Origin of the sequence: Nonomuraea roseoviolacea subsp. carminata, from assembly GCF_024172185.1 — a bacterium.
Taxonomy (GTDB): domain Bacteria; phylum Actinomycetota; class Actinomycetes; order Streptosporangiales; family Streptosporangiaceae; genus Nonomuraea; species Nonomuraea roseoviolacea.
Window position 1 is genome coordinate 657,473 of sequence record NZ_JAMZEC010000001.1, and the last position, 12,506, is coordinate 669,978.

12 protein-coding genes are annotated in these 12,506 nt (G+C 73.0%); 10 read left to right on the forward strand and 2 right to left on the reverse strand.

All coding sequences use genetic code 11. The annotated features are described in order from the left end of the window. Positions 1-53 precede the first annotated feature (53 nt). From HD595_RS02990 to HD595_RS03035, 10 genes are all read left to right on the forward strand, one after another. Entirely contained in the window at positions 54-1,535 is a 1,482-nt protein-coding gene (locus HD595_RS02990; RefSeq protein ID WP_253765442.1) for a leucyl aminopeptidase, read from the forward strand. 51 nt (positions 1,536-1,586) lie between these two features. Further along, positions 1,587-2,951 carry a dihydrolipoyl dehydrogenase gene (gene lpdA, locus HD595_RS02995; RefSeq protein WP_253765443.1) on the forward strand — a complete coding sequence of 455 codons (1,365 nt, stop codon included), beginning with the start codon at positions 1,587-1,589 and terminating at the stop codon, positions 2,949-2,951. 34 nt (positions 2,952-2,985) lie between these two features. Then, the gene (gene sucB, locus HD595_RS03000) at positions 2,986-4,455 is read left to right on the forward strand and encodes a 2-oxoglutarate dehydrogenase, E2 component, dihydrolipoamide succinyltransferase (RefSeq protein WP_253765444.1); all 1,470 of its coding nucleotides are present in this window, start codon (positions 2,986-2,988) and stop codon (positions 4,453-4,455) included. Positions 4,456-4,738: 283 nt separating this feature from the next. Next, positions 4,739-5,632: a TIGR01777 family oxidoreductase gene (locus HD595_RS03005; protein ID WP_253765445.1), complete on the forward strand. Its 894-nt coding sequence runs from the start codon at positions 4,739-4,741 to the stop codon at positions 5,630-5,632. Positions 5,633-5,758: 126 nt separating this feature from the next. After that, a complete protein-coding gene (locus tag HD595_RS03010) occupies positions 5,759-6,496 on the forward strand; it encodes a Type 1 glutamine amidotransferase-like domain-containing protein (protein ID WP_253765446.1) in 738 nt (245 codons plus the stop codon). Between the two features lie 38 nt (positions 6,497-6,534). Then, positions 6,535-7,230, forward strand: a complete 696-nt coding sequence (gene lipB / locus HD595_RS03015) for a lipoyl(octanoyl) transferase LipB (RefSeq protein WP_253765447.1) — start codon at positions 6,535-6,537, stop codon at positions 7,228-7,230. 60 nt (positions 7,231-7,290) lie between these two features. Then, complete coding sequence (locus HD595_RS03020; protein ID WP_253765448.1) at positions 7,291-8,265, forward strand: M48 family metalloprotease; 975 nt, start codon at positions 7,291-7,293, stop codon at positions 8,263-8,265. Between the two features lie 86 nt (positions 8,266-8,351). Then, positions 8,352-9,281, forward strand: a complete 930-nt coding sequence (gene lipA, locus HD595_RS03025) for a lipoyl synthase (RefSeq protein WP_253765449.1) — start codon at positions 8,352-8,354, stop codon at positions 9,279-9,281. A gap of 155 nt (positions 9,282-9,436) precedes the next feature. Next, a complete protein-coding gene (locus HD595_RS03030; protein ID WP_253765450.1) occupies positions 9,437-10,117 on the forward strand; it encodes a DUF4191 domain-containing protein in 681 nt (226 codons plus the stop codon). After that, positions 10,118-10,885, forward strand: a complete 768-nt coding sequence (locus HD595_RS03035; protein WP_253765451.1) for a class I SAM-dependent methyltransferase — start codon at positions 10,118-10,120, stop codon at positions 10,883-10,885. It abuts the gene before it with no gap. Between the two features lie 31 nt (positions 10,886-10,916). Here the strand turns inward: HD595_RS03035 and HD595_RS03040 are convergent, their stop codons facing one another. Next, positions 10,917-11,855, reverse strand: a complete 939-nt coding sequence (locus HD595_RS03040; protein ID WP_253765452.1) for a hypothetical protein — start codon at positions 11,853-11,855, stop codon at positions 10,917-10,919. Then, positions 11,852-12,475, reverse strand: coding sequence for a TetR/AcrR family transcriptional regulator (locus tag HD595_RS03045; protein WP_253765453.1), 624 nt, complete (start codon positions 12,473-12,475; stop codon positions 11,852-11,854). Before HD595_RS03045 ends, HD595_RS03040 begins: the two co-directional genes overlap by 4 nt. Positions 12,476-12,506: the final 31 nt, after the last annotated feature.

The window sequence follows — 12,506 nt, forward strand, 5'->3', positions numbered from 1 at the left end:
AGGATGAACCCCTGTTTGTGAGTACCTCGTAACCCTCGATAGAGTCGGTTTACGTGACCACTGTGCGGCTGAACTCAGCAGATCCAGTCTCTTTCGACACCGACGCGCTGATCGTCGGGTTCCGGTCCGGCCCCGAGGCCCCCCTCCCCGTCACGGGCGCGCAGGCGCTCGACGCCGCCTTCGGGGGCAAGCTCGCCGCCTCCCTCACCGCAGCCGGGTTCGCCGGCAAGCCGGGCGAGATCGCCAAGGTGCCCACCTTCGGCGCCATCAGCGCCCCGCTGCTGGTCGCGGTCGGTCTGGGCGACAAGAGCGACGCCGAGACGCTGCGCCGCGCGGCCGGGGCCGCCGCCCGCTCCCTCGCCGGCACCGCCCGCGCCGCGATCGCGCTGCCCGCCGAGTCCGCCGCCGACGCCGAGGCCGTCGCCCTCGGCGCCCTGCTCGGCGCGTACGGCTTCAGCCGCTACCGCACCGGCGGCGACGCCAAGGACCCCGTGGCCGAGCTGGACGTGCTCTCGCCGCTCGGCGGCGAGGAGGGCGCCCGGATCACCGAGCGGGTCACCGCGCTCGCCGAGTCGGTGTCGCTCGTGCGCGACCTGGTCAACACCCCGCCCTCCGACCTCTGGCCGGCCAAGTTCGCCGAGATCGCCGAGCAGGCCGCCGCCGAGACCGGCCTGTCGATCGAGGTGCTCGACGAGAAGCAGCTCAAGGACGGCGGCTACGGCGGCCTCATCGGCGTCGGCCAGGGCTCGGCCAACCCGCCCCGGCTCGTCCGCCTGTCCTACACCCACCCCGAGGCCGCCAAGACGCTGGCCTTCGTCGGCAAGGGCATCACCTTCGACTCCGGCGGCCTGTCGCTCAAGCCGTCCGCGTCCATGGACTGGATGAAGTCCGACATGGGAGGCGCGGCCGCCGTCTTCGGCGCGCTGCTCGGCATCGCCCGCCTCGGCGTCCCGGTCAACGCCGTCGGCTACCTCTGCCTGGCCGAGAACCTGCCGAGCGGCACCGCGCAGCGCCCCTCCGACGTCATCCACAGCTACAGCGGCAAGACCGTCGAGGTGCTCGACACCGACGCCGAGGGCCGCCTGGTGCTCATGGACGGCATCGCCCGCGCCGCCGAGGACTCCCCCGACCTGATCGTCGACGTGGCCACCCTCACCGGCGCGCAGATCGTCGCCCTGGGCTGGCGCACCGCCGGCGTCATGTCCAACGACGACGCCGTCAGGGAGCTCGTCGTCGAGGCCGCGACGGCCGCCGGCGAGGGCGCCTGGGGCATGCCGCTGCCCGAGGAGCTGCGCAAGGGCCTCGACTCGCCGATCGCCGACCTCGCCAACCTCCACCCCGAGCGCTGGGGCGGCATGCTGACCGCGGCCATCTTCCTCAAGGAGTTCGTGCCCGACGGCGTGCGCTGGGCGCACATCGACATGGCCGGCCCCGCCTTCAACAAGGGCGAGCCGTACGGCTACATCCCCAAGGGCGGCACGGGCGCCATCACCCGCACCCTGATCGGACTCGCCGAGCGGCACGCGAGCATCTGAAACAAATGAAAAGATGACGGCATCACGAACACCCCGACAAGGAGCCTTCCTGTGGCCTACGACATCGTCGTCCTAGGTGGCGGCAGCGGCGGCTATGCCTGCGCGCTGAGGGCTGCCGAGCTGGGCAAGTCCGTCGCTCTGATCGAGAAGGACAAGATCGGCGGCACCTGCCTCCACCGGGGATGCATCCCCACCAAGGCTCTGCTGCACTCCGCCGAGGTCGCCGACGAGACCCGCGAGAGCGAGACGTTCGGCGTCAAGGCGCGCTTCGACGGCATCGACGTCCCCGGCGTCCACGCGTTCAAGGACAAGATCGTCAATCGCGCCTGGAAGGGCGTGCAGGGCCTGCTCAAGGGCGCGGGCGTGACGATCGTCGAGGGCGAGGGCCGCCTCGTCGGGGAGCGGGCGATCCAGGTCGGCTCCGAGGTGTACGAGGGGGCCAGCGTCGTCCTCGCCACCGGCTCCGCGCCGAAGTCGCTGCCCGGTCTGGAGATCGACGGCGAGCGGATCATCACCAGCGAGCACGTGCTGACCATGGACCATGTCCCCGCGTCCGTGGTGGTGCTGGGCGGCGGCGTGATCGGCGTCGAGCTGGCCAGCGTCTACCGCTCGTTCGGCGCCGAGGTGACGATCGTCGAGGCGCTGCCGCACCTGCTGCCCACCGAGGAGGAGTCCAGCTCCAAGCTGCTGGAGCGGGCCTTCCGCCGCCGCGGCATCAAGTACGAGCTCGGCGTCTTCTTCGACAGCGCCAAGACCACCGACACGGGCGTCGTGGTCACCCTGGCCAACGGCAAGACGCTCGACGCCGAGGTGCTGCTCGTCGCGGTCGGCCGCGGCGCGGTGTCGGCCGGCATGGGCTTCGAGGAGGCCGGCATCGCGATCGAGCGCGGCGCCGTCGTCGTCGACGAGCACTGCCGCACCTCGGTCCCCGGCGTCTACGCGATCGGCGACCTCATCCCCACCCTGCAGCTGGCGCACGCCGGCTTCGCCGAGGGCATCATGGTCGCCGAGCACATCGCCGGGCTCAACCCGCCGCCCATCGACTACGCCGGCGTCCCCCGCATCACGTACTCCGACCCCGAGGTCGCCTCGGTCGGCATCACGTCCGCGCAGGCCGCCGAGCGCGGCATCGAGATCGTGGAGCAGGTCTACGACCTCGCGGGCAACCCGAAGAGCCAGATTCTCGGCACCGCTGGGGCGGTCAAGGTCATCGCCCAGAAGGACGGGCCCGTCGTCGGCGTCCACATGGTGGGCCGCCGCATCGGCGAGCTCGTGACCGAGGGTCAGCTGATCTACAACTGGGAGGCGCTGCCCGCAGAGGTCGCCCAGCTCATCCACGCACACCCGACCCAGTCCGAGGCCATGGGTGAGGCGATGCTGGCACTGGCCGGCAAGCCGCTGCACGTACACAACTAGTCCAGCCCTCATCAGAACGCGAGAGAAGATAACGATGCCGGTCTCCGTACAGATGCCCCAGCTCGGCGAGAGCGTCACCGAGGGCACGGTCACCCGTTGGCTGAAGAAGGAGGGCGAGCGCGTCGAGGCCGACGAGCCGCTCCTCGAGGTGTCCACCGACAAGGTCGACACCGAGATCCCGTCGCCGTCCGCGGGTGTCATCACCAAGATCGTCGTCGCGGAGGACGAGACCGTCGAGGTCGGCGCCGAGCTGGCCATCATCGACGAGAACGGCCAGGCGGGCGGCGCCGCGCCCGCGCAGGAGGAGGCTCCGGCCCCCGCCGCGCAGCCCGAGCCGGAGCCCGCCCCGGCCTCGTCGATCCCGCAGCCCGCGCCCGCCCAGCAGGCCCCGCCGCAGCCGGCTCCGGCTCCGGCTCCGCAGGCCCAGCAGGCGCCGCCGGCTCCGGCGCCCGCCCCGGCTCCCGCTCCGGCCCCCGCGCCCGCCCCGGCTCCGCAGGCGCAGGCCCCGGCCGAGCAGGCCGCGCCGTCCGGGGAGAGCCCGTACGTGACGCCGCTGGTGCGCAAGCTCGCCAACGAGCACGGCGTCGACCTGGAGTCGGTCACCGGCACCGGCGTCGGCGGCCGCATCCGCAAGCAGGACGTGCTGGAGGCCGCCAAGGCGCAGCGCGAGCAGGCCGCCCCGGCCGCGGCCCAGCCGGCCGCCGCCGCTCCGGCGCCCGCCGCGCAGGCCCCGGCCGCGCAGGTCAGCGCGGCTCCCGAGCCGGTCGAGGTCGACACCACGCTGCGCGGCCGCACCGAGAAGATGTCGCGCCTGCGGCAGACCATGTCCAAGCGGCTGGTCGAGTCGCTGCAGACGGCGGCCCAGCTCACCACGGTCGTCGAGGTCGACGTCACGAAGATCGCGCGGCTGCGCGACCAGGCCAAGGCGGAGTTCCTGCGCCGCGAGGGCGTCAAGCTGTCGTTCATGCCGTTCTTCGAGATGGCCGCGATCGAGGCGCTCAAGCAGCACCCCAAGCTCAACGCGACGATCAACAACGAGACCATGGAGGTCACGTACTTCGACGTCGAGCACCTGGGCATCGCGGTCGACACCGAGCGCGGCCTGATCGCGGCGGTCATCAAGAACGCCGGCGACCTCAACCTCGCCGGGCTGGCCCGCAAGACGGCCGACCTGGCCGAGCGCACCCGCGCCAACAAGGTGACGCCCGACGAGATCACCGGCGGCACGTTCACGCTGACCAACACCGGCAGCCGCGGCGCCCTGTTCGACACGCCGATCCTCAACCAGCCGCAGGTCGGCATGCTGGGCACCGGCGCCGTCGTCAAGCGTCCCGTGGTGGTCGACACGCCGGAGGGCGAGGTCATCGCGGTCCGCTCGATGGTGTACCTGGCGCTGACGTACGACCACCGCCTGGTCGACGGTGCCGACGCGGCGCGCTTCCTCACGACGGTCAAGCGCCGCCTCGAGGAAGGTCGCTTCGAGGCGCAGCTCGGCCTTGCGTGATCTGTGAATAGTGGCCCGGACGGATTCCCTCCGTCCGGGCCGCTTTTCGTTCTCGGGGTCACGGCGCAGCCAAGCCGGCCGCCACCCGCCGTACGGGGCTCAGGGCCTCCAGGAAGACGGCCTCTGACCGGATGGTGGCGGGGCGCCGTGACGCCGCACCCTTGACCGTCACCGTGGTCGACCCCGCCGGCCGTCCCACCCCCGTAAGACGGCCACACTCAGGGGCGGTGTGGCGTCGGCGTGCTCGGGGGCGATTCGCGACAGCGCGGCGTAGGCTGGGCTGGTGGTGATCATCGTGACCGGGGCGTCCGGGTTGCTGGGGAGTGCGCTGGCGGAGGCTCTGCGCGGGCGTGGCGATCGGGTCGTCGCGCTGGTGCGCCGGCCGCCCCAGGGGCCCGACGAGAGGTTCTGGGACCCCGGGGAAGGCGTGCTGGAGCCCGCCGCCCTGGAGGACGCCGGCGCGGTGGTCCACCTGGCCGGGGCGCCCGTCGGCGACCGGCGCTGGAGCCCCGCCTACAAGCGCGAGCTGATCCGCAGCCGGGTCCTGGGCACCCGGACCCTCGTGCGCGCCCTGGGAGAGCTGTCACGGCCTCCTGAGGCCCTGCTGTCGGCGTCCGGGGTGGACTTCTACGGCGACACGGGAGACCGGCCGGTCGACGAGAGCGCGGGCCGGGGCGAGGGGTTCCTGGCGGAGCTGTGCGTCCGGTGGGAGAAGGAGGCCCGGGAGGCCGAGGCGCTGGGGATGCGGACGGCGCAGTTGCGCACCAGCATCGCGCTGAGCCGGCGGGGCGGGGCGCTCGGCCGGATGCTGCCGATCTTCAAGGCGGGGCTGGGGGCGCCCCTCGGTTCGGGCCGGCAGTACTGGTCGTGGATCTCCGAGCAGGACTGGGTGGGCGCGGTCCTGCACGCGCTGGACCGTCCGGAGGTGTCCGGCCCGGTCAACCTCGGCTCGCCGGGGCCGGTGACCAACGAGGAGTTCACCCGCGCGCTGGGCAAGGCGCTGGGCAAGGGCACGGTGCCGATGCCGGTGCCGGCGTTCGCGCTGGGGCTGGGGCTCGGCGAGTTCGCGAAGGAGGCGCTGCTGCCCAGCCATCGGCTCGTGCCGCGCAAGCTGGAGGACACCGGGTACCGCTTCGCCCATACCCGTCTCGACGAGGCGCTGCGCGCCGTACTCTAAGGTGCTGTTCGCCCCTCACCAGCGGATCCGCGCGAGCGGCCCGCGCCGCAGGACCGGCGCGGGCGGGCCCGGGCCGCCGGGGCGAGGGGCCGTCGAACGTGTGAACCGGATCGGGGAGGCACCGGCATGAGCAGGTCAGGGCAGTCGCACATCCTTGCCATCGGCGGCGGGTCGTTCGTGCCCACCGAGCGTCACGGCTTCCTGAAGGCGAGCCCTCTGCTGCGCTACGCCCTCGACCTGACCGGCCAGGACCGGCCGCGCCTCGGGCTGCTGGCCACCGCGACGGGCGACGACTCCGACTGGCTGCTGAAGATGTACGGGGCGTTCGCCGGGTGGGACGTCGAGGTCAGCCACCTGACCGTCTTCCCGATGCCCAACGTCGCCGACCCGCGCGCGTGGATCCTGGAGCAGGACGTGATCTACGTCAGCGGCGGCAGCGCGGCCAACCTGGCGGCGCTGTGGCGCCTGCACGGGCTGGACGAGGCGTTCGCGGAGGCGTGGCGGGCCGGGGTGGTGCTGTCCGGGCAGAGCGCGGGCGCGCTGTGCTGGCACGTCGGCGGCAACACCGACTCCTTCGGCCCCGAGCTGCGGGTGTGGGCCGACGGCCTGGGCCTGCTGCCCTACTCGTGCGGGGTCCACTACGACTCCGACCCGCAGCGGCGCGCGCTGCTGCAGCGGTCGGTGGCCGAGGGCGAGCTGCCCGCCGGCTACGCCGCCGACGAGGGCGTGGGCCTGCACTACGTGGGCACCGAGTTCATCCAGGCGGTCAGCACGCGGCCCGACGGCTACGCCTACCGGGTCGAGCACGACGGCGACGGCGGCGTGAAGGAGTTCAGGATCGAGCCGCGCCTGCTGACCTCCTGAATTACCCTTCAAGGGTGACGGAACGGCACAATGGACCCATGCGCCCCAGGCACGGGGTCGATGATCCCCTCGCGCTCGCCATCGTCCGCCTCGGTGTCGACGTCCCCTTCGAGCAGGCTTGGGCGCTCCAGCGCCGGGTCCACGGCAAACGGGTCGCCGGCGAGCTGACCGACACGGTGCTCCTGCTGGAGCACGCGCCCGTCTACACCGCCGGCCGCCGCGCCGCGCCGCACGAACGCCCGGCCGACGGCACGCCGGTCGTCGACGTCGACCGGGGCGGGCGCGTCACCTGGCACGGCCCGGGCCAGCTCGTCGCGTACCCGATCGTGGCCGTCGGCGACGTGACGACGTACATCTGCCGGCTCGAGGAGGCGATGATCCAGATCTGCGCCGACTTCGGGGTGCTCGCCCGCCGCGTGAGCGGGCGGGCCGGGGTGTGGGTGTCGGGCGATCCGGGGCTCGGTCTGCCCGACCGGCAGATCGGCGCGGTCGGCATCCGGGTGACGCGCGGCGTCACCATGCACGGGTTCGCCCTCAACTGCGCCAACGACCCGCGCTGGTTCAACCGGATCGTGCCGTGCGGCGTCCCCGACGCGGGGGTCACGTCGCTGTCGGCGGAGACGGGGCGGCGGATCGTGGTGGACGAGGTGCTGCCGATCGCCGAGAAGCGGCTGGCGGAGTCCCTGGGCATGCAGCCGTTCGACCTGCACGAAGAGGATCTTCTGCGGAGGTAGCCGCACAGAGCGCCGGGAAAGGGGCTCGCCGGGGACGGGACGGTCGTTTACGCTCGGGCCGTGAAGCGGTCGATCACGCTCGTCCTCGCGCTCCTCGTCCACCTGCTCACGGTCGCCTTCGTCGCGGGCGGCGTGTGGATGGCCGCCGTCAACAACGCCGACATGATCCTCGGCTGGCTGGTGGGCGGGCTGCTGGTGGCCATCGGCGTCATGCTGCGGCCCCGGCTGGGCGGGCGGCTGCCGGCCGACGCCGAGGTCCTGGAGCGCGGGGCCGCCGGGGAGCTCTACTCCGCCGCCGAGCGCGTGGCCGACCGGGCGGGCGTGCCGCGTCCGCGGGCCGTGGCGGTGCGCGACCTCGACCCGGTCTCCCGCTACCTTCGGGTCGGCCCGCTGCGCCGGCCCGTGCTCGTGGTGGGGCTGCCGCTGTGGCTGGCCCTGTCGCCCCGGCAGCGGGCGGCGGCGCTGGCCCTGGCGTACGCGGAGGCTCCCACGGTCGAGGAGCTGATCGTGGACGGCGCACTGGCGACCCTGGGGCATTGGCACGAGGCTCTGCTGGGGGCGGCCCCGCTGGATGTGCGGCACGAGGCGCAGACGAAGGTGCTCGCCTCCTCGCTCGGCGCGCTCGACCACCCGGGCACCGGGTACGAGGCGGCCGGGCTGATCGGCCGGGTCATCGGCCGGGTGCTGGGCGCGCCGGTGCTGCTGGTCGAGCACGGCCTGGTCCGGCTGGCGCGCTCGGACGCCGCGCGCGTCGAGCGGCGCAAGGAGGAGCTGGCGCGGCGGGTGGTGCCGGCGGCCGACCTGGCGGAGGTGCGGGCGATGCTGGCCGGCGGAGGCTATCTCGCGCCGATGCAGGCGGCGGCGCTGCGCGGCGAGAGCGTGCCGGCCATCCGGGAGGGGGCGCTGGGGCGGGCGTCGCTGCCGTCCTCGGACTCCGGCTCGGACCTGCTGGGCGCGGCCGAGTCGCACCGGATCGACGACGAGCTGCTGCGGCACTACACGCGGGCGATCCGCGGGTTCGGCCTGATCAGCTAGCGCCGCCCCGCCCGCGGCCGCACGGTCGCGATCGGGTGCGGCCACCCTCGCATGAGCCAGGTCCGGGCGAGACGTAAGCTGGGCTGGTGACCGTTGCTCCTGAAGGCCGAAAGCTCCTCCGCCTGGAGGTGCGCAACGCCGAGACCCCTATCGAGCGCAAGCCCCCGTGGATCAAGACCAAGCTGAAGACGGGCCCCGAATACACCGAGCTGAAATCGCTCGTGCGCCGGGAGGGCCTGCACACGGTCTGCGAAGAGGCGGGCTGCCCCAACATCTACGAGTGCTGGGAGGACCGCGAGGCGACGTTCCTCATCGGCGGCGACCAGTGCACGCGCCGCTGCGACTTCTGCCAGATCGACACGGGCAAGCCCAAGGAGTACGACCGGGACGAGCCGCGCCGCGTGGCCGAGTCGGTCCAGCAGATGGGCCTGCGCTACGCCACCGTGACCGGCGTGGCCCGTGACGACCTGCCCGACGGCGGCGCCTGGCTGTACGCCGAGACCGCGCGGCAGATCCACTCCCTGCTGCCCGGCTGCGGCGTGGAGCTGCTGGTGCCCGACTTCAACGGCGACCGCGAGCAGCTTGAGGAGGTCTTCTCCAGCAAGCCGGAGGTGTTCGCGCACAACGTCGAGACGGTGCCGCGCATCTTCAAGCGCATCCGGCCGGCGTTCCGCTACGAGCGCTCGCTGGCGGTGATCACCATGGCGCGCGAGGCGGGCCTGGTGACCAAGTCCAACCTGATCCTGGGCATGGGCGAGACGCGTGAGGAGGTCGTCGAGGCCATGCGCGACCTGCACGCGGCCGGCACCGACCTGCTCACCATCACCCAGTACCTCCGCCCGACGCCCCGCCACCACCCGGTGGAGCGGTGGGTCAAGCCGGAGGAGTTCGTGGAGCTGCAGGCCGAGGCCGAGGCGATCGGCTTCGCCGGCGTGCTGTCCGGGCCGCTGGTGCGCTCGTCGTACCGCGCGGGCCGGCTCTACCAGCAGGCGATCGCCGCCCGGCAGAGCGCCTGACACCCGGTCGCCCCTCTCGCGGGGGGCGCCTGACGCCCGGTCGCCCTCTCGGGGGCGCCTGGCGTCCTCGCGGCGTCCCCTCCGGGGGGCGCCGCCGCCCGGCCGGTTAGGTCACGTTTTCCTTTCACGACCGGTTGGTTTGTATCCTTGCCAGCATGGCGAAGTCCGTGGATCCAGAGAAGCCGGGGCGCATCAAGCAGCTCCGCATGATCGCGCAGATCATTCAGCAGGCCAACCCCAAGGGGTTGCCGATCGTCTTCCTGTCGGCGGTCGGCACGCTCGCTGTGGTCGTCGTGATCGGCCTGGTCACGGGCTTCCTGTGGTATTCGGTGTTCCTCGGCGTGCTGCTGGGGCTCACCGTGGGCCTGGTCGTCTTCGGCCAGCTCGCCCAGCGCGCCCAGTACTCGATCCTGCACGGCCAGACCGGCGCGGCCGCGGCGGTGCTCCAGGGCATGCGCGGCAACTGGCAGGTCACCCCGGCCATCGCGGTCAACCGCGACCAGGACCTCGTGCACATGGTGGTCGGCTTCCCCGGCGTCGTGCTGGTGTCGGAGGGCCCGGGCAACCGGGTGGGGCGGATGCTGGCCGCCGAGAAGAAGCGGGTCTCGCGGGTGGTGCTCGGCATCGAGATCTACGACATCCAGTGCGGTGACGGCGAGGGCCAGGTGCCGCTGGGCAAGCTGCAGCGCCACATCATGAAGCTGCCGCGCAACCTCAAGAAGCCCTCGGTCAACGAGGTCAAGGACCGTCTGCGGTCGCTGCCGAAGAACGTCCCCATGCCCAAGGGCCCGATGCCCAAGGGCGTGCGGATGCCGCGCGGCCCCAAGATGCGCTAGATGCCCTCCTCCTCGTCGCGGGCCAACCGCGGCTGGTGGGACGGCAACGCCGACGACTACCAGGTCGAGCACGGCGACTTCCTGCGCGACACCGGGTTCGTGTGGTGCCCCGAGGGTCTCGACGAGGCCGAGGCCCGCCTGCTGGGCGAGGTGCGCGGGCGGCGGGTGCTGGAGCTGGGCTGCGGGGCCGCCCAGTGCGCGCGCTGGCTGGTGACGCGCGGGGCCGAGGTGGCGGCCTTCGACATCTCCCACCGGCAGCTCCGCCACTCCCAGCGCATCGACCTGGAGACCGGCGTGCGGGTGCCGGTGGTCCAGGCCGACGCCGAGGCGCTGCCGTTCGCCGACCGGTCGTTCGACCTGGCGTGCTCGGCGTTCGGGGCGCTGCCGTTCGTGGCCGACCCGCTGGCGGTGTTCCGCGAGGTGGGCAGGGTGCTGCGACCCGGCGGGCGGTTCGTGTTCTCGGTCAGCCACCCGATCCGGTGGGCGTTCCCGGACGATCCGGGGCCGCGCGGGCTGACCTCCGACCGGTCGTACTTCGACCGCGCTCCGTACGAGGAGCGCGACGAGGACGGCACGCTGACCTACGTGGAGCACCATCGCACGATGGGCGACTGGGTGGGCCTGGTCGTGGCGGCCGGGCTGCGCGTGGCCGGGCTGCTGGAGCCGGAGTGGCCGCCGGGCCACGAGCGGGTGTGGGGCGGCTGGAGCCCGCTGCGCGGCCGGCACCTCCCCGGCACGGCCATCTTCACCGTCGAGCGCCCCCACTGAGGGCTCCTCAGTCTCGCGGGCGTGGGGCTCCTCAGTCGCGGGCGTAGCGGGCGGCCATGGCGTGGAAGACCTTCTTGGGCTCCCAGCGGGTGCCGTCGAGCATCCGGACCACCCCGTACGAGCCGATGTCGCCGGCGCCGGCGCGGTTGTAGCCGGCGAAGGTGAACCACAGGGCCGTGTCCACGCCGGCCTCCTCGAAGACGTCGAGCAGCTCGCCGAGGTAGCGCACCTGCTCCTCCTCGTCGGGCACCGCCCCGTCGGGCACGACCCAGGCCATGCCGCCGCGCTCCCCCGCGCCCCGGTAGGCGCACGTGCCGAACTCGGTCACCGCGACCGGCTTGCCGTGGCGGAAGTGCCCGCGCAGCTCCTCGCGGAAGGTCGCGGCGTTGTACGCGGCGCGGTAGGCGTCCACCCCCACCAGGTCGAACGGACCCCAGTCGACGAACTCCCACGGCCCGGCCGCGTAGGTCACCCGGCCGCCGAACACGGGCCTGACGGTGGCGGCGGCCTCGGCGAGGAAGGCGTTGAAGCGGGCCATGACCTCGCCCAGCGACCGCCACCACTCCATGTCGCCGTCCGTCATGGCCTGGAGCCGGTCGCGGTAGGTGTCGCCGGGGATGAAGCCGGGGCCGAAGGCGCTGGTCTCGCAGCCGGTGACGAGCACCACCTCGGCGCCGCCGCGCCGTAACGTCTCGGCCCGGGCGGCGCAGTCGGCGTACAGGGCGAGCATCTCCTCGCGCGGCACGTCCACCGGGAACGGCGCGAACCACACCTCCAGTCCGGCCGCGGCGGCCTCCTCGGCGGCGACGCCGAGGCGCTCGGGGTCGCCGCCGGAGACGCGCACGGCCCGGCAGTTCAGCTCGCCGGCGATCACGCGCATCTCGCGGCGGACGCTCTCGCGGCCGAACTCCTGACGCGACCGCTCCGGGCCGTTCAGGAACCCGGTGTCGTAGTTGATGCCCTTCTTCATGATGTGCCTCTCTCGGTGTCGTGGCCGTTTTCCAGCAGGTCGAAGGCCAGCTCGACGTCCCCGGCCAGGGCGCGCCCCGCCTCGGCGAGCGGCGTGCCGGCGGCCAGCCGGGCGAAGAACGTCTCCTGGAGCGTGGTGACCGTGGCGGTGATCTGCGCGGCCATGACCCTGGCCGCCAGGCCGGGACCGTGTCCGGGCGATCGCGCGGCGGCCAGGGCGGCGGCCAGTTCCTCGCGCTCCTCCGCGTACGCCTGCTGGACTCCGGCCAACAGGGCCGGGCTGGCGGAGATCACCCGTACGCGGGTCATGAGCGCCTCGACGTCCAGCTCCTGCGAGTCGGCGGCAGCCAGCGCCCGGTAGTGGGCGCGCAGCGCCGCGAGCGGCGTCACGCCCGGCCCCCGCCCGGCCACGATCCGCGCCATGTCGTCCTTGACCCCGTCCAGGACCAGGCAGTCCTTGGACGGGAAGTAGCTGAACAGCGTCACCTTGGCCACCCCGGCGGCCTCGGCGATCTCGTTGACGGTGACCGCGTCGTAGCCGCGCTCGGCGAACAGGCGCAGCGCGACCTCGGCGATCCGCCGCCGTGTCTGCTCCTTCTTGCGCTCCCTCAGTCCTGCCATCACAAGAAAAACGTACCCGGTTCGTTTCCGA

What these genes read in the sequence shown, in the direction of transcription:
- HD595_RS03010 (WP_253765446.1), top strand. Translation starts at nt 5,759, where the DNA reads ATGAGCAGGTCAGGGCAGTCGCACATCCTTGCCATCGGCGGCGGGTCG.
- HD595_RS03040 (WP_253765452.1), bottom strand. Translation starts at nt 11,855, where the DNA reads ATGAAGAAGGGCATCAACTACGACACCGGGTTCCTGAACGGCCCGGAG.
- HD595_RS03045 (WP_253765453.1), bottom strand. Translation starts at nt 12,475, where the DNA reads ATGGCAGGACTGAGGGAGCGCAAGAAGGAGCAGACACGGCGGCGGATC.
- HD595_RS03035 (WP_253765451.1), top strand. Translation starts at nt 10,118, where the DNA reads ATGCCCTCCTCCTCGTCGCGGGCCAACCGCGGCTGGTGGGACGGCAAC.
- HD595_RS03030 (WP_253765450.1), top strand. Translation starts at nt 9,437, where the DNA reads ATGGCGAAGTCCGTGGATCCAGAGAAGCCGGGGCGCATCAAGCAGCTC.
- lipB (WP_253765447.1), top strand. Translation starts at nt 6,535, where the DNA reads ATGCGCCCCAGGCACGGGGTCGATGATCCCCTCGCGCTCGCCATCGTC.
- sucB (WP_253765444.1), top strand. Translation starts at nt 2,986, where the DNA reads ATGCCGGTCTCCGTACAGATGCCCCAGCTCGGCGAGAGCGTCACCGAG.